Raw genomic sequence first — 22,812 nt, 5'->3', positions numbered from 1 at the left:
ATGGATCATGCGATTGCCAATCGGTGCTCCAGCAGGTTTTCGAGCTCATCCAGCAACTCATCACCACGCAGCAACTCGTAATGCCCGCCCGCCAACAAGCGATCAACCCCGTGATGGCCGACCTGCGCCTCGAACACCCGGCGCTCGTCGTCACGCTCGGCCACCCACCAGCGATGGGCCGCCACTTGCACCTTCGGCAATTGCCGTTGGGCCAGGGCCAGTTGCTTGAGCGATGAACCGGTGGCGAAGATCTGCGTCAGTTCGCTCGCGCCCAGCGCGGCGTTTTCGTTGGAACCGTGCATCGCCGCTTCGATCACCGCTGCGGCACCTTCACGCTCGTTCAGGCCAGCGGCTTTCAAGGCAATCAGCGTCTCTGCTTCTTCAGACGGTTGACCGAGGACGAATTTAAGGAAGTCGGCCAAATCTTCGCGCCAGTCCCCCGCTTCCGCCGTGCCCGCCACGTAGCTGTCGACCAGTCCGGCAAACGCAACCGTCTGACCTTGGGCTTCCAGTTCATGGGCAACCAGTTGCGTCAGCGCACCACCCAATGACCAGCCCAGCAGGTAATACGGCCCTTGCGGCTGCTGCGCACGAATCCGCTGTGTATAGGCCCGAGCCATCGCCAGCAGCGATTCGTCCTGCCATTGCGGGTCGAGCAGCATGCGGCATTGCAGGCCATACACCGTGCGTCGGCCTTCCAGACGCCGGGCCAGCGGTTCATAGTCGAACACCGTGCCAAAACCGGCGTGCAGGCAGAACAGCGCCGGCACGTTGGCAACCCGGCCATTCAACGCCAGCAGCGGGTCCGGCGCTTTCCCAGGCTCGGCAGCCTGATAGCCGCTGAGCTCGGCGATGCACGGTTTCTGCATCAGGTCGCGCAGCTTCAATTCGAAGCCCAGTTGCGGCTGACTGCGCACCCGCGAGATGACTTTGAGCACCTGCAACGAGTCGCCACCGAGTTCGAAGAAGTTGTCGTCGATGCCCACTTGCGGCACGCCGAGCACCTCTTGCCAGATCTCGGTCAACGCCGTTTCCAGTGCGTTGCGCGGCGCGCGGTAACCACCCAGCGCCCATTCCGGCTCCGGCAGTGCGCGGCGGTCGAGCTTGCCGTTGGCCGACAGCGGGAAACGCTCCAGCACCAGGATTCGCGCCGGCACCATGTAGTCCGGCATTTGCGCTTGCAGCTCCGCCTTCAAACGACGATCCAGCCCGACCGCTCCGGCAGCCACCACGTAGCCAACCAACTGCTTGCCGGTCGGCGTGTCGTGCACCACCACGGCGGCATCCTGCACGCCTGCGCATTCACGCAAGCGCGCCTCGATCTCGCCCAGTTCGATACGGAAACCACGGATCTTCACTTGCTGATCGAGGCGGCCGAGGTAGTCGATCAAGCCACATTCGCGCTGGCGCACCAGGTCGCCGGTGCGGTACATGCGGCCACCGGCCTCGAACGGATCGGGAATGAAGCGCTCGGCGCTCATGCCCGAACGCTGGTGATAACCCCGCGCCAGGCATTCACCGCCCAGGTACAGCTCACCGCTGACGCCCACCGGCAGCGGATTGAGATCGGCATCCAGCACATACAAACCACGCCCGGCCACACCACGACCAATCGGCGCATAAGCCGCGTCGCAGGTTTCGCTGGCTTCGGCACGCCACAGCAGCGGCGTGACCACGGTTTCAGTCGGGCCATAACCGTTGACCAGACGCTGCGGACGCAAGGCACGCTTGACCTGTTCGAAACTGGCATCCGGTACCGCATCACCGCCAAAGCAATACACCTCGACTGCCGGCGGATTACCCAGACGCTCGGCCACTTCGGCCATCTGTTGCAGGTACGCCGGCGGGAAGCAGGCGACGGTGACGTTGTACCGATGCAGCACTTCCAGGGTTTGTTCCGGGGTCCACAAGCTGTCCTCGCGGATCACCAGGCTGCCACCGGCCAGCATCACACTCAGCCAACGTTCCTGGGCGCCGTCGAAGGCGAACGACATGAAGTGCAGTTCGCGGCTGCGCGGTGCCAGTTCATAGAGGTCGATGATGCCGCGGCAATGCCGGGCAATCGGTCCACGCGCCACGGCCACGCCCTTCGGTTGGCCGGTGGAGCCAGAGGTGTAGATCAGGTACGCCAGGTGCCCCGGCAGTGGATCAACGACCGGGCATTCGCTGCTGCCAGCAACGCTCAACTGATCGAGCAACAAACGCGGCGGGCTATCGGCCAATGTCAGGCGTGCACCCAGATCGCTGTCGCAGATCAACAGGCTCGCCGCCGAATCGCTGAGCATGTAGGCCAATCGTTCGGCCGGATACGCGAGGTCCAGCGGCAGGTACGCCGCGCCCGCCTTCAGCACCGCGAGGAACGCCACGATGGTGCGCTCGGAACGCGGCAACGCCACCGCCACCATGCTTTCGGCACCGATGCCGCGAGCAATCAGCTGCTGCGCCAGACCGTTGGCCTGGGCATCGAGATCGGCATAGCTGACCTCACGATCCTCGCAGAACAACGCGACTTTCTGTGGCTGAATGCGGACATGCTGATTGAACGCGTGCAACAAATCCGTGTTGTCGTTAGACGCTTGCGGAAGGCTCAAACGCGCTTCGGGCAAGCCGATGTTGCCGAGCAAGCAATCGGCGTCTTCCGGCAAGGCGCGCAGCAACCCTTCCAGCTGGGCACGAATGCGCTCGACTTCCTGTTCGCTGAAGCGATCACGCAAGTACAGGTATTCGACTTCCAGGCCTTCGTCGTTGGCGCTGACCATCAAGTCCATCGGGAAGTTGGTGACGCCACCGCTGCCGACTTCGGCGAAGCGCAGTTCGCCTTCCTCGCCACCGCGCAAGGCACGGTCCACCGGATGGTTTTCAAACACGATGATGCTGTCGAACAGGCCTTGGCCACCATGTCCGGCCCAGCGCTGGACGTCGGACAGCGGCGTGTGTTCGTAGTCGCGCACGGCCAGGTTGTAATCCTGCAACTCACGCAGCCACTCGCCCAGCGGCTGTTGCGGGTCGAGGGTCTGGATCACCGGCAAGGTGTTGATGAACAGGCCGAGCATTTCCTGGGCACCGGGCAAACCGGTCGGACGCCCCGCCACCGTCGCGCCGAAGGCTACGCTGCGCTGTCCGCTGTGGCGCTGTAACAGCAACAGCCAGGCACCCTGCACCAAGGTGTTGAGGGTCACGCGCTGACGCTTGGCGAAACTGTGCAACTTGCGTGTCGCCTCGGCATTGAGGTCGCTGTACATGACGCCGTGGCCTGAGCCAGCGGCACCGGACGCCTTGGCCAGAATGGTCGGGGCTTCCAGCAACGCCAGACGCTCGCGCCAGAAACCTTCGGCCTGCGCATCGTCCTGACGTTGCAGCCAGGCGATGTAATCGGCGTAGCGACCGGTCAGCGCCGGCAGGCTGTCGTGGTGGTACAGACGCAGCATCTCGCCCAGCAGGCGCGAAGCACTCCAGCCGTCCAGCAGCAGGTGATGGTAGATCCAGATCATCTGGTAACGCTCTTCACCGAGGCGAACCAGAATGAAGCGCATCAGCGGCGGGCAGCTCAGGTCGAAGCCTTTGGCCTGCTCGGCAGCCGCCAGTTCGCTCAGTGCCTGCTCGGTGTTGCTACGGTCGCGCCAGTCCAGTTCTTCAATCGGCAACTCGACTTCGGCAAATACCGCTTGCAGCGGATCGGCCAGACCATCGCGCCAGCGGAACGCCGCGCGCAGCACTTCATGACGCTCGACCAACGCCTGCCATGCCGCGCGGAAACGCGGCACCTGGAAGCCATCTACCGCCACGCTCAACTGGTTGACGTAGGGGTTGAGCTCCGGTGAATCGAGGCAATGGAATAACATGCCCTGCTGCATCGGCGACAGCGGATACAGGTCTTGCAGCCCCTCTCGCGCCGTCACGTCGATGTGTGGAACCAGCGTGAAAGCCTCTACGGTCGGCGCGTCGACCAGCGTAGTTTCACGACGGGTCGCCACGGCGGCGAGTGCACGAATGGTCTGCTGTTCGAACAATTGCTTCGGACTGAACACCAACCCGCGCTGCCCGGCACGGCTCACCGCTTGCAGCGAGATGATCGAGTCACCGCCCAGTTCGAAGAAGTTTTCGGTGACGCCCAGCGAATCCAGGCCCAGCAGCTCCTGCCAGATCTCTACCAACAGCGCCTCGGCGGGCGTCGCCGCGGCGACTTGATCGAGGCTCTGACGCGAGGCTTCCGGCGCTGGCAAACCCTGACGATCGAGCTTGCCGTTCGGCGTCAGCGGCAGCGCGGCCAAGCACATCAGGTGTGCCGGCAACATGTGCGCCGGCAGACGGCTGCGCAGGTGCGCGGTCAATGCATCACGCAGGTCCTGCTCATCGGCGAGCGGATCGCGAGGCACAACGTAACCGACCAACTGGCGGCTGGTCGGACCGTCGCGGTCGATGACGAACGCTTCACGCACGCCTTCGTGCTCCATCAGGCAGGCTTCGATTTCACCGAGCTCGATACGGAAACCGCGAATCTTCACTTGCTGGTCGATGCGGCCGAGGTACTCAACCACGCCATCGGCACGGAATCGTGCAAGGTCGCCACTGCGGTACAGCCGCCCACCCGGCACGAATGGGTCCGGCACGAAACGCTCAGCAGTCAGGTCCGGACGCTGGTGGTAACCCCGCGCCACGCCCTCGCCGCCGAGGTACAACTCGCCCGCCACGCCCACCGGCAACGGCTGCAAGCCACCGTCCAGAATGTACGCGCTGCGATTGCCCACCGGGCGGCCAATCGGCATGAACGCCGAGTCGAATTCGGTATCCGGATACGCCAGCCAGATCAGCGGGGTAATCACCGTTTCGGTCGGGCCGTAGCCGTTGATCAGGCGCTTGGGTTGCAGCACTTGCTGAACTTCGTCGAACGCATGCTTGGCCATGCCTTCACCGCACGGGGTGTAGGAACGGATCGGCAGATCACGCCCCGCTTCGCCCATGTAATCGGCGATCTGCGCCAGGTAACTCGGGGTGAAACAGGCGATGGTGATGCGGTGTTTTTCGATTTCGGCGCAGGTGCGTTCAACGCTCCACAACTCGTCGTCGCGCGGCATCACCGCCGAACCGAACACCAGCGGCGTCAGCCAGCGTTCGTGGGCGCCGTCGAAGCTGATCGAGGCAAATTGCAGTTCGCGGTCGTCCGGGGTCATGCCGTACAACTCGCCGATCGACACGCAATGCATGGCCAGCGGACCGTGGGCCACGCTGACGCCTTTCGGCCGCCCGGTGGAGCCCGAGGTGTAGATCAGGTACGCGAGGTTTTCGCCGCAGGTCAGGTTGGCCGGGTTGCTGTCCGCCATGAACTCCAACGGTTCACGGTCGATTTCCAGCACCGCGAGGCCTTCCGGCAACGGCAGTTTTTCCTGCAGCCAGGATTGACTGATCAGCAGCGAAATCCCGCTGTCGTCCATCAGATAGCTCAGGCGTTCAGCCGGGTACGCCGGGTCGAGCGGCACGTAGGCGCCGCCCGCCTTGAGGATCGCCAGCAGGCCGACGATCATTTCCGGCGAACGCTGCATCGCCAGGCCCACCCGCACTTCAGGGCCGATACCGCGCCCGCGCAAGTGGTGAGCCAGGCGGTTGGCGCGGCGGTTGAGTTCGTCGAAGCTCAGCTCCACATCATTGAAGATCAGCGCCGTGGCGTCCGGTCGGGCAACGGCCTGCGCCTCGATCAATTGGTGCACGCATAGCGGGTTTTCGGCGACGGTGAACGGCGGGTTCCACGCCAGCAATTGCTGGGCGCGCTCCGGCGCAGTCAGCAGGTCCAGTTCACTCAAAGCGGCCTGAGGCGCCGCGACCATCGCCGCCAGCAGCGCAGCCAGATGCTCGCTCATGCGCGCAATCGCCGTGCTGCTGAAATGGCTGCACTGGTAGCTCCAGTTCAGGCTCAGCTGACTTTCAGCGGTAGCCGCCAGGGTCAGCGGGAAGTTGGTGCGTTCATGGTTCTGCGGGATCGAGAAGCTCAATCCGGCCGGCGCACCCTGTTGCAGGGCTTCGGCCACCGGGAAGTTTTCGAACACCAACAGGCTGTCAAACAGCGGCTCGCCAGCACGCCCGGCCCAGCGCTGAATGTCACCGAGGGCGGTGAATTCGTGTTCGCGCAGTTCGAGGTTCTGCGCCTGCAAACGGCTCAGCCACTGCTCGACGCTTTCCACGGCGTCCGGGCTGCTGATCACCGGCAAGGTGTTGATGAACAGACCGAGTTGGCTTTCCGCCCCCGGCAGATCCACCGGACGCCCGGCCACGGTGGCGCCAAACGCCACGCTGCGTTGGCCGCTGTAGCGTTGCAGCAGCAGCGCCCACGCGCCCTGCACCAAGGTGTTGAGGGTAACTTTCTGCTGGCGGGCAAAGTCGCTGAAGCGTTTGCTGGTGGCGACATCGAACGTCTGGCGATGGTCGGCGAATTCGACGTCCGAGCGTTTTTTACTGTCGCCATGCGCGAGGCTCTGAGCCAGCAGCGTCGGGTTGTCGAGGGTTGCCAGTTGCCCGCGCCAGAAAGCCTCGTCGGCCTCGGCATCCTGACGTTGCAGCCAGCCGATGTAGTCGGCAAAACGTCCGGTGGGCGCCTGCACCTCTTGCCCGGCATAACGCTGCAAGACTTCGCTCAGCAGCAGCGAGTTACTCCAGCCGTCGAGCAACAGGTGATGGTGGGTGTAGATCAATTGCTGACGCTCGTCGTCCAGGCGCACCAGCGTCAGGCGCATCAGCGGCGCTTTGGTCGAATCGAGTTGCAGGCGTTCGCTGTCGATCAGTTGCGCCAGCGCTTCGGCCTGATTGTCACGACCCCGCCAGTCAAGGCAGGTCAGCGGCAATTGCAGATGACGATGCACCAGTTGCACCGGTGCTTCGAAACCTTGCGGGAAGTGGAAACTGCTGCGCAGGATCGCGTGGCTGTCGAGCACCGCTTGCCACGCGCGGCCCAGACGTTCGGCATCGAGACCGCGAGCCTCGACGCTGAGTTGGTTTACATACGCGCCAGACGCCGATTCGTAGAGGCTGTGGAACAACAAACCGGCCTGCATCGGCGACAGCGGATACACATCTTCGATCTGCGCTGGCGGCATCGGCAGACCATCGAGTTGCGCCTGGCTCAGACGCGCCAGCGGGAAGTCCGCCGGGGTCACGCCACCCGCGCCATCGCTCAGGCAATGGTCGATCAACGCCAGCAGTTCGGCGCGGAAATCGATCGCCAGGGCTTCAATCTCGCGCAGCTCGAAGCATTCGCGGCTGAAGGTCCAGTCGAGTTTCAGTTCGCCGCCATAGACCTGGCCGTCCACCGACAACCAGTTCGGCAGTGGCGCGTCCGCCGATTGCGCGGCGCCACTGGATTCCCTGGCCGGGGTGAACAGCGCGTCCTCGGCAAAGCTCTGGTCGAACTGGCCCAGGTAGTTGAAGGTCACCCGCGCCTGCGGCAACGCCGCCAATGCGGATTGCGCCGCGGCATCGCCCATGTAGCGCAGCAAGCCGAAGCCCAGGCCTTTGCCTGGGATGTCGCGCAGTTGCTGCTTAATTGTCTTGATCGAAGCGCCGAGGTCGGCGGTCGGTGTCAGGCGCACCGGGAACAGGCTGGAGAACCAGCCGACGGTGCGGGTCAGGTCGATGTCGTCGAACAGCTCTTCGCGGCCATGGCCTTCGAGCTGGATCAGCGCCGACGCTTCACCGGTCCAGCGGCTGAGGGTGCGGGCCAACGCGGTCAGCAGCAGATCGTTGACCTGAGTGCGGTAGATCGCCGGCGCCTGTTGCAGCAACTGGCGGGTCTGATCGCGATCCAGACCGATGCTCACGCCCTGGCGCAGATGCCCGGCCTGACTCGCTTGCGCGTTGGCCGCCGGCAGTAAATCACTGGCTCCGGCCAACTGCGCTTGCCACCAGTTCAGTTCGTCGGCGGCGGTTTCAGAGCGTGCGTAAGTATCGAGTTTGTCCGCCCAGGCCTGGAAAGCGCTGGTCTTCGGTGGCAGTTCTTCACCTTGATAAGCGGCCTGCAAATCTTCCAGCAGTACGCGCCACGAAACACCGTCTACCGCCAAGTGGTGGATCACCAGCAGCAAGCGTTGCGAGCCATCGGCCTGGGCGATCAGCGCCACGCGCAGCAGCGGTCCGTCTTGCAGGCTGAGGCTGCGCTGGGCTTCGTCGCACACCGACTCCAGCGAGGCATCGCTGGCGACACGGGCGGTCCAGAGCATGTCGATGACGTCGGCGCTGTCGGCACCGACATAACGCGCCGACCATTGGCCATCGACCTGACTGAAGCGCAGACGCAGGGCATCGTGCTGCTTGAGCACACGCTGCAAGGCGCTTTGCAGACGCGGCAGTTCAAGGGTTTCGCGCGGCGTCAGCAACACCGCCTGGTTCCAGTGGGCGCGTTGCGGGATCGGCTCTTCGAAGAACCAGCGCTGGATCGGCGTGAGTTTTTGCACGCCATCCACCGGCCCTTGTTGCGCCAGCGGTGCCGCTTGCTCCTTGACCACAGCGGCCAGGGCTTGCAGGGTCTGCTGCTGGAACAGGTCGCGCGGTTGCAGGCTCAGGCCGGCGCGGCGGGCGCGGCTGACCACTTGGATCGAGATGATCGAATCGCCGCCCAGTTCAAAGAAATTGTCCTGACGCCCGACCTGCTCCACGCCCAACACGTCCTGCCAGATCTGCGCCAGCACCTGCTCATGGCTGCTGCGCGGCGCTTCGAATGCGCGCTGGCTGACCTGCGCGGTCGGCGCCGGCAGGCGTTTGCGATCCAGCTTGCCGTTGGGGCTCAGCGGCATTTGTTCGATCAACACGGTCTGCGCCGGCACCATGTAATCCGGCAGGCTGCCGAGCAAATGGCTTTTCAGGGTTTCACGCCACGCGCCTTGTTGCTCGGCATCGGCGCCGACCAAAGCGCGATCCTGCGGCACGATGTACGCCACCAGTTGCTTGCCGCTCGGGCCGTCGAGGGCCAGGACTACGGCGTCCTGCACGTCGGCATGTTCTTGCAGGCGCGCTTCGATTTCTCCCAGTTCGATGCGCAAGCCGCGAATTTTCACTTGGTGGTCGATGCGTCCGCAGTAATCGATGGCGCCATCGGCGCGATACCGCGCCAGGTCGCCGGTGCGGTACAGGCGCTCGCCACTGCCGAACGGGTCGACCACGAAACGCTCGGCAGTCAGCGCACCACGACGGTGATAACCGCGCGCCAAACCAACGCCACCGAGGTACAACTCACCCACCGCGCCCAGCGGCAACGGTTGCAGTTCACTGTCGAGAATGCAGGTGCGCAGGTTGGCGATCGGACGGCCGATCGGCACGCTGTCGCGGCCCTCTTCGACGCAGGTCCAGTGGGTCACGTCGATGGCCGCTTCGGTCGGGCCATACAGGTTGTACAGGTTGGCTTGCGGCAGGCTGCGCAGGGTCTGGCGTTGCAGTTCCATCGGCAGCGCTTCGCCACTGCAAATGATCCGGGTCAGCGAGGTGCAGGCCAGCGCTTCGTCGGCACCGATGAACGCCGAGAGCATCGACGGCACGAAGTGCAGCGTGGTGATCGATTGCTCGACGATCAATGCGGCGAGGCGTTGCGGGTCGCGATGGTCACCCGGTGCAGCGATCACCAGCGTGGCGCCTTTCATCAGCGGCCAGAAAAACTCCCACACCGACACGTCGAAACTGAACGGCGTCTTTTGCAGCACGCGGTCCGACGGCAGCAGGTTGTAGGCTTCCTGCATCCACTCGATGCGGTTGTGCAGCGCCACATGGCGGTTGCCCGCGCCTTTTGGTTTACCGGTCGAGCCGGAGGTGTAGATCATGTAGGCGAGGTTTTCTGCCACGGCGATGTTCGGCAGATCGCTGCCCGGCAGGTCGCTCAGCCAGTCAGCATCGGCGTGCAGGCTGAAAGTGCGCACGTTGTCCGGCGTCGGCAGTTGCGCCAGCAAATGCGCTTGGGTCAGCAGCAGCGAAATGCCACTGTCTTCGATCATGTAGCTCAGGCGATCGAGCGGGTATTCCGGGTCCAGCGGCACATAGGCGCCACCGGCCTTGAGGATTGCCAGCAGGCCCACGACCATTTCCAACGAACGGTCGCAGGCAATCCCGACGATCACTTCCGGGCCGACACCCTGCGCACGCAAGTGATGGGCCAAGCGGTTGGCGCGCAGATTCAGCTCGGCGTAGCTCAAGGACTGGCCCTGGAACACCAGTGCCGTCGCCTCAGGATTGTCAATCACCCGCGCTTCGAAATGCCGCTGCACGCAGACTTCGCCCGGATACACCTGAGCCGTGTCATTGAGATCATCGAGGATGCGCAGGCGCTCGTCGGCATCCAGCAGCGGCAATTCGGCCAGCGGGGTTTGCGGGTTGGCCAGCACCCCGGCGAGCAGGTTGCGCCAATGCCGAGCCAGCGTTTCGATGCGCTCGGCGTCGAACAGGTCGGTGGCGTAGGTCAGGCTGGCGAACAGTTTGTCGCCCTCTTCCTGGGTATCGAGTTGCAGGTCGAACTGGGTGGTCTGCGCCGTGGCGTTCAGCGCCTCGACCCGCAGCCCTGCCAGCAAACCGCTGACCGCTGCCGGCCGGGCTTGCTGGTGATTGAACATCACCTGGAACAACGGGCTGTGGCTGAGGCTGCGCTCGCCTTGCAGGGCCTGCACCAGACGCTCGAACGGCAAGTCCTGATAATCCTGGGCATCCAGCGAGGTGGCGCGGGTTTGCTCCAGCAACTGGCTGAACGGCAGGCGTCCGTCGAGTTCGGCGCGCATCACCTGAGTGTTGACGAAGAAGCCGATCAGGCCACGGGTTTCCGCGCGATTGCGGTTGCCGATCGGCACACCGATGCGCAGGTCAGCCTGACCGCTGTAGCGATAGAGCAAGGCCTGGAAACTGGCGAGCAACAGCATGAACGGCGTCACGCTGCGCTGTTTGGCCAAGGCCATCAAACCGCTTGCGAGAGTGGCGTCCAGTGCGAAATCCAGACGCGCACCGCGCTGGCTCGGCTGGGCCGGACGCGGACGATCTGTCGGCAATTCCAGCAGTGGCTGTTCGCTGCCGAGCTTTTCACGCCACCAGTTCAGTTGACGCTCCAGCTCGCCGGCTTCCATCCAGCGACGTTGCCAAGCGGCGTAGTCCGAATACTGGATCGGCAGCGCTTGCAGTTCCGCGCCCTGCCCTTGGCAATGGCCGGCATACAGTCGGGAAAACTCTTCGATCAATACGCCCATCGACCAGCCATCGGTGACGATGTGGTGCAGGGTCAGCACCAGCACATGGTCTTCGGCATCCAGTTGCAACAGGCTGACGCGAAGCAGCGGGCCGTGCTGCAAATCGAATGGCCGGGCGATGTCCTGCTCGACCTTTTTCAATGCGCATTCGAAACGTTGCGCCGCAGGTTCATCGCGCAAATCGTGCTGTTCGATGGATAGCGAAGTGAACGCCGCCAGCGTTTGCAGCACTTGGCCGTCGTCCTCGACGAAGCGGCTGCGCAGGCTCTGGTGCCGCTCCAGCAACACATCGAAACTCTGTTGCAGGGCCGCGACATTCAGCGGTCCATGCAGACGCAGGGCGGCAGGAATGTTGTACGCCGAACTCTGTGTATCGAGCTGCCAGAGGAACCATTGGCGCTGCTGCGCGTAGGACAGTTCAAACGTCGCTTGCGGCTCGGCAGCGGCCGGAATCGGCAGTTGGCCAAAACTCACACCCTGCTCTTGCATCTTGGTCAAAAACTCGCGGCGCTTGTCGGCGGGCAGGCCGGCAAAGCGGGTGGCGATACGCATGGCGGTGGTGTGTTCCATCAGTTGATCTCCATCTCGTCGAGAAGCGACTCAAGCGCATCCAGACGTGCATCGTTGTCAGTCGGGGCTTGTTGCCCGGCCATGGCGGCGTAAGCCTGAAGGTCGTTGCTTTCGAACAGAGCACGCAGCGGCAGCTCGATGCCCAGTTCCAGTTCCACGCGGGCACTGGCCTGGGCGGCGAGCAGCGAGTGCCCGCCCAATTCAAAGAAGTTGTCGCGACGGCCGATCTGCGCCACGCCCAGCACGTCGGCCCAGATCGCCGCCAGTTGCTGTTCGAGTTGGCCTTCGGGGGCTTCGAACGGTCGCTGCCAATCCTCGGCATCCGGCAGCGGCAAGGCCTTGCGGTCGAGCTTGCCGTTGCTGGTCAGCGGCAGGTCATCGAGCAGCAGCCAGTGGCTCGGCACCATGTAGTCCGGCAGGTCGACCTTGAGCGCGGCGCGCAGGTTGTCGCGCCAGGCGATCGGGTCATGCGGGGTCTGTTCAGCGACGACATAGGCGCAGAGCTGCGGCCCGGCGTCACCGGCATGCACGCTCAACACCGCCTGACGCACGCCCGGTTGCGCCAGCAGCGCGGCTTCGATTTCGCCCAGTTCGATGCGGAAGCCGCGAATCTTCACTTGCTGATCGATGCGCCCGAGGTAATCGATGCTGCCGTCGGCGCGTTGACGCGCCAGGTCGCCGCTGCGATAGAGGCGTTGCGATGCGTCAAACGGGCTCGGCACGAAACGCTCGGCGGTCAAGCCGAAACGCCCGTGATAACCCCGCGCCAGACCCGCACCAGCGATGTACAACTCGCCCGCCACACCCACCGGCACCGGTTGCAACTGGCTGTCGAGCAAGTACCAGCGCAGGTCGCGGATCGGCAGACCAATCGGGCTCTGCGCCTTGCCGTCGAGGTCGGCCAGGCGAATGGCGCGGTAGGTCACGTGCACCGTGGTTTCGGTGATGCCGTACATGTTCACCAGCGTTGGCTGTTGATCGCCGAAGCGTTCGAACCACGGACGCAGGCTGGCGACTTCCAATGCTTCGCCACCGAAGATCACCTGACGCAACGCCAGATTGCGCGAGCTGGTGCAGGCAATCGGCAGCAGTTGACGGAATGCGGTCGGGGTCTGGTTCAACACCGTCACGCCTTGATCGCAGAGCAAGCGGTGGAATTCCTGCGGCTCGCGACTGATGTAATACGGCACGATCACCAGACGTCCGCCGGTGCACAGCGAACCGAACAGCTCCCACACCGAGAAATCGAACGCGTAGGAATGGAACAGGGTCCAGACATCGTCCGCGCCGAAATTGAACTCGGCAGCAGTGGCCGTCAGCAGGCGGCCGACATTGCCGTGGCTGAGCAAAGCGCCTTTTGGCCGACCGGTAGAACCGGAGGTGTAAATCACGTACGCGAGGTTGTCCGGCGTCGCCAGCGGCGTCAGGTTGTCGGCGCTGTAGGCGTCCAGTTGCAGCGACGCCAGGTCCAGCACCTGCACGCCATCGCGGGCCGGCAAGCCGTCGATCAAGTGAGATTGGGTCAACAGCAGCGCAATGCCGCTGTCGTCGATCATGTAGCTCAAACGCTCGGCCGGGTATTGCGGGTCCAGCGGCACGTAGGCGCCACCAGCCTTGAGAATCGCCAGCAAACCGACCACCAGCGGCATCGCCCGTTCGGTGGCGATACCCACGCGCACTTCCGGGCCGACGCCCTGCTCGCGCAGTTTGCGCGCCAGTCGGTTGGCCTGGGCGTTGAGCGCGGCGTAGCTCAGGTGTTCGCCTTCATACACCAGCGCAATCGCGTCCGGCCGTTGCGCAGCCTGGGCTTCGAACAGTTGATGCAAGGTTGGCGACGGCGCTTGCGCTTGGAACGTCGGGTTCCAGTGCTGGATCAAACCGTCGTATTGCGGCGCCTGCAACAACGGCAGCTCAGCGACGCGTTGCTGCGGATCGGCCACCACGGCACGCAACAGGTTCAGCCACTGCTCGGCCAAACGCTGCATCGAAGCTTCGTCATACAGGTCGGTGGCGTAGCTCAGGCTGGCGTCCAGTGCATCGCCCTGCTCTTGGGTATCCAGCACCAGATCGAATTGCGCGGTGTGCTGCTGCCAGTGCAAACGCTCGACCTGCAAACCAGCGATGACCCGCTCAACGCTCGCACCCAGCTGCTGCTGGTGGTTGTAGAGCACTTGGAACAATGGGCTGTGATTGAGGCTGCGGTCCGGTTGCAAGGCATCGACCAATTGCTCGAATGGCAAGTCCTGATGGGCCTGCGCGGTCAGCGCCGTTTGCTTGACCTGTTGCAGCAATGTGCTGAATGGCTGTTGCCCGTCGATCTCGGCACGCAGCACTTGGGTGTTGATGAAGAAGCCGATCAGGCCTTCGGTTTCCAGGCGCGAACGCCCGGCGCTCGGCACGCCGACACTGATGCCCGACTGCCCGCTCTGACGGTGCAGCAGGGTCTGGAAACTCGCCAGCAACAGCATGAACAAGGTCACTTGCTGTTCTTGTGCGCGCTGACGCAAACCGGCCAGCAATTCGCGTTCCACGTTCAGCGACAGACTTGCCCCGCGTTCGCTGCGGCGAGCCGGCCGGGTCAGCTCACTCGGCAACTCCAACGGTGTCTGGCTGCCGTTCAGTTGCTCGCGCCACCACGCCAGTTGCCGCGCGCCCTCGCCCGCCTCCAGCCAGTCGCGCTGCCAGCGGGCATAGTCGCTGTACGCCACCGGCAAACGGTTGAGGTCAGCCGCGCGGCCCTCGGCAGCGGCCTGATACAACGCGCTGAACTCATCGACCATCACCTGCATCGACCAGCCATCGGCGGCGATGTGGTGCACGGTCAGGACCAGCACATGTTCCTCGGCGCTGACTTGCAGCAGCAATGCGCGCCACAGCGGACCGTTGCGCAGGTCGAACGGCCGGGCGATTTCTTCGGCCACGGCATCGTTGATCGAAGACTCTGCGACTGGCCGCTCGCTCAACTGCAACGCCAGTTCGGCGTGCACCAAAGGACGCGCCTGTTGACCGTCCTGTTCGAAGGTCGTGCGCAGGGTTTCGTGGCGGGCCTGCAATTGCAGGAAGGCTTGGCGCAGGGCCTGTCGGTTCAGCGGTCCTTTCAGACGCAGCGCGGCGGGAATGTTGTAGGCGCTGCTCTGCGGGTCCAGTTGCCAGAGTATCCACTGGCGCTGTTGCGCGTAGGACAGAATCCGCGGTTGATCGTCCGCCGCACGTCGCAGTTGCGGCTGAGCGCTGGTGTCGGCAAGCGCCGCACGCTCGGCGAATTCTGCCAGGTTCGCAGCGGAAAACAGGCTGCTCACCGACAGTTCGATGTTCAGTTGCTGGCGTACCCGTGAGATCACTTGCAGCACCAGCAACGAATGGCCGCCCAACTCGAAGAAGTTGTCGTCGCGACCCACTTGCTCAACCTGCAATACGCTCTTCCAGATCTGCGCCAGTTGCATTTGCAGCCCTTCAGCCGGAGCGACGAACGCGCGCTGTGCAACGCCGGCTTCAGCACGCGGCAAGGCCTTGCGGTCGAGTTTGCCGTTGTTGTTGAGCGGCAATTTCGCCAGCAGGATCAGATGGCTCGGCACCATGTATTCCGGTAGCGACTGGCGCATGACGGCCTTGAGCCCTTCCAGATAATCAGCCTCGAAAGCCACCGCGCCGCTGGCGACGATGTACGCCACCAGTTGCGTGCCGTCCTGGGCGATGACCGCCGCTTCGCGCACCTCGTCCCGGGCTTGCAGGCAGGCTTCGATCTCGCCCATTTCGATGCGGAAACCGCGAATTTTTACTTGATGGTCGATACGCCCGACGTACTCCAGATCGCCGTTGGCGTTGTAGCGCGCCAGGTCGCCGCTGCGGTACAGACGTGCGCCCGGCTCACAGGCAAACGGGTCCGGCAGGAAACGTTCGGCGGTCAGCGCCGGACGGTCGAAATAGCTCTGCGCCAGACAGGCCGGGGCGCCGATGCACAATTCGCCGACGCCATCGGCCGGCAGCAACTGACCGGCCGCATCCAGCACATACAACGCTCGGCCGGGAATGGCGCGACCGATCGGGATGCCGAATGCGTCGCTGGCATCGTCCAAACGGCATTCATGCACGCTGGACACCACGGTCGCTTCGGTCGGCCCGTAGGTGTTGAGCAGGCGTACGTGACTCAAACCGGCCTGATGCCACAGACGCAAACCTTCCACCGACATGGCTTCGCCGCCGACGTGCAACTGACGCAAATCGCCGAGGCTGCGCACCACTCCGCTGGCACACTCACGGGCCAGCAGGAACCAGTAGGCGGCGGGCAAGTCGGCCACGGTCACGCCTTGATCGACGATTTCCGCCGCCAGTCGACCGGCGTCCCACAGGTCATCGCCGCGCATGATCAACGCCCCGCCAACGCACAGCGCCGGGTAGCACTGCTCGACGAAACCGTCGAAGCTGAAGGTCGCGAATTGCAGCACGCGGTCGGCGGCCGACAGCACTGAATAGTCGGCAGCGGTCTGGCAGAACTCGCGCAGCGCGCCATGGTCGATGGCCACGCCTTTGGGCTGACCGGTCGAACCGGAGGTGTAGATGATATAGGCCAGGTCTGCGGCGACGGCGCGGTTTTGTGGATCGCTGTCCGGATAACCTGCGGCTTCGTCGAGGCTCAGCAGGCGCAGATGCACCGGCAGCGGCAAGTCGTCCAGCAGGCCCGATTCGCACAGCAGCACATCGAGACGGCTGTCCTCGATCATGTAGCCCAGGCGTTCGGCCGGATATTTCGGGTCCAGCGGCACATAAGCCGCGCCGCTTTTCAGTACCGCGAGCAGGCTGACGATCAACTGCGGGCCGCGACGCAGCGCCAGGCCGACACGCTTGCCGGGACCGGCGCCGTTGTCGATCAGGCGATGGGCCAGGCGATTGGCCTGGGTATTCAGTTGGCCGTAGTCCAGGGAGTGACCGTCGACCTGCAATGCCAGCGCATCCGGAGTGGCAGCGGCTTGCGCGGCGATCCGTTCGTGGACCAGACGCGTTGTGGATAACTCAACCGTGGCCGGTTGGCTGATGGCGAGTACCGCGTTTTTGCCTTCGGCATCGAGCAGTTCCAGCGCACCCAATGCAGCGTCCGGCGCGCCGACCAATTGCGTCAGCAGGTGCTGCAGATTGGCCGCCAATTGAGCGACCTGGGCGGCACTGAAACGCGCCGCGTCGTAGCTGAAATCGAAACTCAATGCTTCGCCCAACTCGACGCCCAGCGTCATTGGATAGTGAGTGCGCTCGTGGTTGTGCAGGTTGCCGAACGACAACCCGGCCGGTGCGCCCTGCTTCAGCGCTTCGGCGACGGGGAAGTTTTCGAACACCAGCAAACTGTCGAACAGCGCAGAACCCTGTTGCCCCGCCCAACCCTGAATGTCGTAGAGCGGCACGTGTTCAAACTCGCGCATCGCCAGGTTCAGGCCTTGCAACTCGCCCAGCCACTGGCTGACGGTCTGGTCCGGTTTCATCGAGCACACCAGCGGCAGCGTGTTGATGAACAACCCGAGCTGCTCTTCAATCCCCGGCAACGGTGCCGAACGTCCAGCCACGGTGGCGCCGAAAACCACGCAATCCTGGCCGGTATAGCGTTGCAATAACAGGCTCCACGCTGCTTGCAGCACGGTGTTGAGGGTGACTTTCTGCTGACGGGCGAACTCGGCCAGACGCTGGGTTGCGCGGCTGTCGAGGGCCACGCGATGTTCCTCGCTGCCCTCGGGGCCAACCGGTGGACGCAGGGCTTCGGCCAGCAGGGTCGGGGCTTCCAGCGGCGCCAGCGCAGCTTTCCAGAATTGCTCGCCAGCGACGGCCGATTGCTGCTGCAACCAGCCCAGGTAGTCGCGGTATTGCCCCGTTGGCGCTGGCAGCGACTGCCCGGCGGCGTAGTGCTGGATGACTTCGGCGAGCAACTGCGCGTTGCTCCAGCCGTCCATCAGGATGTGATGGCTGGTGTAGATCAGGTGCCAGGCGTCGGTGCCGGTACGCACCAGTTTCAAGCGGAACAGCGGCGCCGTGCCCAACTCGAAACCCTGGGCACGTTCGGCATCGGCCAGCGCGTCGGTGTCGGTCGCTTCAAGCACTTCCAACGGCAATATGACCTGACGGGCAATCGCCTGATGCGCGACGTCGAGACCCTGCCAGTGAAAGCTGCTGCGCAGAATATCGTGACGCTCGACCGCTGCCTGCCAGGAGCGGGTGAAACGCTCGGTGTCCAAACCGCCGATGTCCAGGCGCAACTGGCTGATGTAGGCGCCGACTTGCGGCTCGTACAGGGTGTGGAACAGCATGCCCTGCTGCATTGGCGACAGCGGATACAGGTCCTCCAGCGTCGAGACGGCGAGCGGCAATTCATCGAGTTGCGCCTGATTGATCTGCGCCAGCGGGAAGTCCGACGGCGTGGCTTGCGCCACTTCAAGCGCACAGCAGTGATCGATCAGCGCGTTCAGTTCATGCGCGTATTCGTCGGCCAGACGCTGGATGGTCGCGGTGTCGAACATCTCGCGGCTGAAGCCCCAGCTCAGGGACAACTCGCCGCCATAGACCTGACCTTCGACCACCAGCCAGTTACCCAGCGGCGCCGATGGGTCTTGCGCCACACCGTTGCCTTCGGTGGACGGCGTGAACAACGCGCCCTCATCGAACTGACGGTCAAACTGCCCCAGATAGTTGAAGGTAATGCGCGGTTGCGGCAGCGCCGCCAGTTCCGCGCGGACCTCAGGCGTGCCGAGGTAGCGCAGCGCGCCGTAACCCAAGCCTTTGTGCGGGACGTTGCGCAGTTGTTCCTTGATCGACTTGATCGATGCGCCGAGCTCGGCGACGGGTTTCAGGTTGACCGGGAACAGGCTGGTGAACCAGCCAACGGTGCGGGTCAGGTCGATGTCGTCGAACAGGTCTTCGCGGCCATGGCCTTCGAGCTGGATCAGCGTGCTGCCCTGCCCGCTCCAGCGGCAAACGGCGCGGGCCAGTGCGGTCAGCAGCAGGTCGTTGACCTGGGTGCGATAGGCCGCCGGCGCCTGTTGCAGCAGCTTGCGGGTTTGTTCGACGTCGAGTTTGAGTTCGAGCTTTTCTTCGAAGCGGTTTTCCAGCGCACCGTTCGGGTGTTCGCATGGCAAGTCGTTTGGTGCGTCTTGCAGTTGGGTCTGCCAGTGGCCGAGGTTGTGTTCGAAGGCTGGCAGATGATCCTGCAAACGCGCGACCCAACGCTGATAAGTGCTGGTTTTCGCCTGCGCAGTACCTCCGTTGTAGAAGTGCTGCAGATCTTCCAGCAACACGCGCCAGGAAACACCGTCCACCGCCAGGTGATGGATGACCAGCAGCAAGCGTTCGGTGCCGTCAGCCATTTCGACCCGTAGTGCACGCAATAACGGACCGTTTTGCAGATCGAGGCTGCGCTGGGCTTCGTCGCACAAGGCATTGAGTTGCTCGACCGATTGCGCCTGACGGTGCCACAACACCGACTCCGTGGTCGGTGCGGCGTAGGTTTGCTGCCAGGTGTTTTCTGCCTGTGCATAACGCAGGCGCAGACTGTCGTGTTGAGTCAGCAATTGGTCCAGGGCACGCTCCAGCGCTTCGATGTTCAGCGCCTCGCGCGGCATCAGCAACAGCGACTGGTTCCAGTGCTGACGCTCGGGGATCGCCTGTTCGAAGAACCATTGCTGCACCGGCGCCAGCGCCACTGCGCCAACCGCCGGACCTTGATCGATTTGCGATTGCCCGCCAGTGCGCGCCGCTTGGGCGAGGCTGCGGATGGTCTGGTGCTGGAACAGATCCTTGGGGCTGAGCACGATACCGGCCTGCCGCGCACGGCTGACCACTTGCATCGAGACGATGGAATCGCCGCCCAGTTCGAAGAAGTTGTCTTCCAGGCCGACGCTGTCGACGGCCAGCACGTCTCGCCAGATGGCGGCGAGGGCTTTTTCCAGTTCGCTGCGCGGCGCGACGTGTTCGCATTGTTGAGTCGATCCATCAATCGCCGGCAAGGCCTTGCGGTCGAGTTTGCCGTTCGGGGTCAGTGGCAGATGGTCGAGGAACAGCAGGAACGCCGGGACCATGTAGTCCGGCAAATGCTGACGCAGCGCGGCTTTCAGCGTCTCGCGCAGGGTTGCTCGCGCCTTGGCATCGACTACCAGCGCCGAATCGTTTGGCACGATGTACGCCACCAGTTGCTGACCGCTGGCGCCGTCCTGAGCCAGCACCGCCAGTTCGCGCACCGCGTCCTGCTGCAACAGCCGCGCTTCGATTTCACCGAGTTCGATACGGAAGCCACGCACCTTGACCTGATGGTCGATGCGGCCGACGTATTGCAGGGTGCCCTCGGCTTGATAACGGGTCAGGTCGCCGGTGCGGTACAGGCGTTCGCCGGTACTGGAAAACGGGTTCGGCACATACTTTTCGGCGGTCAGGCCTGGGCGAGCCAGGTAGCCACGGGTGATGCCCGCACCGCTGAGGTACAGCTCGGCGGACACGCCTTGCGGCACTGGTTGCAGGTCGGCATCCAGCAGATAGCTAGCGGTGTGCTTGAGCGGGCGACCGATGTTGGCGCGACCACCGGCCTCGCGGCGGGTCCAGGTCGAATAGGTGGTGTCTTCCGACGGGCCGTACAGGTCGTAGACGTGTTCGACGGTCGCTTGCTGATACAGCGCCTCCACCAGACTCTGTTTGAGCGGCTCACCGGCCAGATTGATGATGCGCACGCTCGGCGGGATCTGCCCGTCGCGTTGCAGCGCGTTGATCGCCGAGGGAACCGTGTTGATCAGGCGCACCCGGTCCCGGGCCGGCAGGTGCGGCAACTCCAACGCGTTGCGGGCGATGATCAGCGAACCACCGTTGGCCAGGGTGACGAAGAGCTCCCACACCGACAGGTCGAAGCACACCGACGTGGAAGCCAGCACGCCTTGAATGTCGCCGCGGCTGTAAACCGATCTGGACCAGTCGATCAGCGCCAACACGTTGCGATGGGCGATGGCCACGCCTTTGGGCTTGCCGGTGGAGCCCGAGGTGTAGATCACGTAGGCGAGATTGTCCGGCGTGACGCGGGTGACCGGGGCGCTTTGCGGGTAGTTGGTTAGCGACTGGATGTCGTCCATCAACAGGACTTGAGTATCTGCGCTCACACTCAACGATTCGGCGACAGCCTGCTGCGTGATCAGCACCAGTGCGCGGCTGTCTTCGAGCATGTAGGCAACGCGCTCGGCCGGGTAATCCGGGTCGAGCGGCACGTAGGCGCCACCGGCCTTAAGCACGGCGAGCAAAGCCACCAGCAGTTGCTCGGAACGCTGCATCGCTACGCCGACCCGCACTTCCGGGCCGACGCCGAGTTCGATCAGTTTGTGTGCCAGACGGTTGGCTTGCTGGTCGAGTTCACTGTAAGTCAGTTGCGTGTTCGCGAAGGTCACGGCCAATGCATCAGGGCTCGCAGCCACTTGCTGGCTGATCAGCTGATGAATGCACAGATCTCCGGCAAAGCTTTCATCGGCGAGGTTCCAGTCATGCACGATGCGCTGATATTCGGCCTGTTCCAGCAACGGCAAATCACTGATGCGCTGCTGTGAATCGCTGACCATGCCTTGCAGCAAACGTGTCCAGTGCTGCGCCATGCGTGTGATAGTCGCGGCGTCGAACAGGTCGTTGGCGTAGGTCAGCGCGGCGTGCAGTTTGCCGCGCTTTTCATTGGTGTTGAGGTCATAAGTATCGAGGGTCAGGTCGAACTGGGTGGTGCGCCCTTGCCACTCGATCATGCCCAGCGCCAGGCCGGACGCCGTGGTCACCGTGGAAATGTCCGCGACCTGCGGCTGATGGTTGTACATCACCTGGAACAGCGGCGTGTGGCTGAGGCTGCGTTCCAGTTTCAGCGCTTCGACGAGGCGCTCGAACGGCAGGTCCTGATGGGCCTGGGCGCCGAGCGCGGTTTCCTTGATCCGGCGCAGCAGATCGTCGACACGGGTCTGGCCGTCCAGTTGCGTGCGCAGCACCTGGGTGTTGACGAAGAAACCGATCAGGCCTTCGATTTCGGCACGGTTACGGTTGGCGATCGGCACGCCGACGCGGATGTCGTTCTGCCCGGTGTAGCGGTGCAGCAGCACGTTGAACGCACCGAGCAACAGCATGAATAAGGTGATGTTGTGCTTTTGCGCGGTGGCGCGCAGTTGCTCGGCCAGTTGCCCGTCGATGGCGAATTCGTAGCGCGTGCCGCGATAGCTCGGCATCGCCGGGCGTGGATGATCGAGGGGCAATTCAAGCACCGGGTGTTCGTCGCCCAGTTGCGCTTGCCAGTATTCAAGTTGACGCGCCTGCTCGCCCGCCTCCAGCCAGCGGCGCTGCCACAAGGCGTAGTCGCTGTACTGGATCGGCAACGCAGCCAGTTGCGGTTGCGTGCCGGCATCGAAGGCGTCGTAGCAGCGGATGAATTCGTCGATCAGCACGTTCATCGACCAACCGTCGGACACGATGTGGTGCAGGGTCAGCAGCAGCACGTGTTCCTGTTCAGCGAGCTTGAGCAAGGTCACGCGCAGCAGCGGACCGCTGCCCAGATCGAACGGCAACTCCGATTGCTGCTCGGCGGCCCGGGCCACCGCCTGCTCGCGTTCGGTGGCGGGCAAGGCGCTGAAATCGACGTGATCGATCTCCAGCGGCGCCGTGGCTGGCACTTGCAGCAGGGTGTCATCGGGTTGCGGCGCAAACACGGTGCGCAGGGTTTCATGACGCGCCACCAGGCTGGCGAAGGCCTGCTCCAGCGCCGGCAGATTCAGACGACCGGTCAGGCGTACCGCGCCCGGCAGGTTGTAGGCGCCGCTTTGCGGGTCCAGTTGCCAGAGAAACCACATGCGTTGCTGGGCGTACGACAACGCCTGGCGATCCTCGGCCTCGACGCCGGCAGGAATGGGAAAACGGGCGAAATCAACGCCCTCCTTGTGCAAGGCCGCTAGGAACATCTGGCGCTTTTCCAGGGGCAACCCGATAAACCGGCGAGCAAGTTTCAAGGAGTCTTCAGCATTCATTTCTGGGTATCCGGATCAGTGGCGGGAAGCACAAAGGCACGTCGTCC

2 protein-coding genes are annotated in these 22,812 nt (G+C 63.7%); both read right to left on the bottom strand.

The window, feature by feature from the left end; all coding sequences use genetic code 11:
* Positions 1 to 5: 5 nt before the first annotated feature.
* Positions 6 to 11,768, bottom strand: coding sequence for a non-ribosomal peptide synthase/polyketide synthase (locus ACM110_RS20045; protein ID WP_416129127.1), 11,763 nt, complete (start codon positions 11,766 to 11,768; stop codon positions 6 to 8).
* Positions 11,768 to 22,765 carry an amino acid adenylation domain-containing protein gene (locus ACM110_RS20040; protein WP_416129126.1) on the bottom strand — a complete coding sequence of 3,666 codons (10,998 nt, stop codon included), beginning with the start codon at positions 22,763 to 22,765 and terminating at the stop codon, positions 11,768 to 11,770. The genes ACM110_RS20045 and ACM110_RS20040 overlap by 1 nt, the downstream gene beginning before the upstream one ends.
* Positions 22,766 to 22,812: the final 47 nt, after the last annotated feature.

It is taken from the genome of Pseudomonas sp. NFX98, from assembly GCF_047784845.1.
In the GTDB taxonomy this organism is placed as follows: Bacteria; Pseudomonadota; Gammaproteobacteria; order Pseudomonadales; family Pseudomonadaceae; genus Aquipseudomonas.
Note: the sequence above shows the minus strand (reverse complement) of the source record. Positions and strands in the feature narration are given on the sequence as shown.

What these genes read in the sequence shown, in the direction of transcription:
- ACM110_RS20045 (WP_416129127.1), bottom strand. Translation starts at nt 11,768, where the DNA reads ATGGAACACACCACCGCCATGCGTATCGCCACCCGCTTTGCCGGCCTG.
- ACM110_RS20040 (WP_416129126.1), bottom strand. Translation starts at nt 22,765, where the DNA reads ATGAATGCTGAAGACTCCTTGAAACTTGCTCGCCGGTTTATCGGGTTG.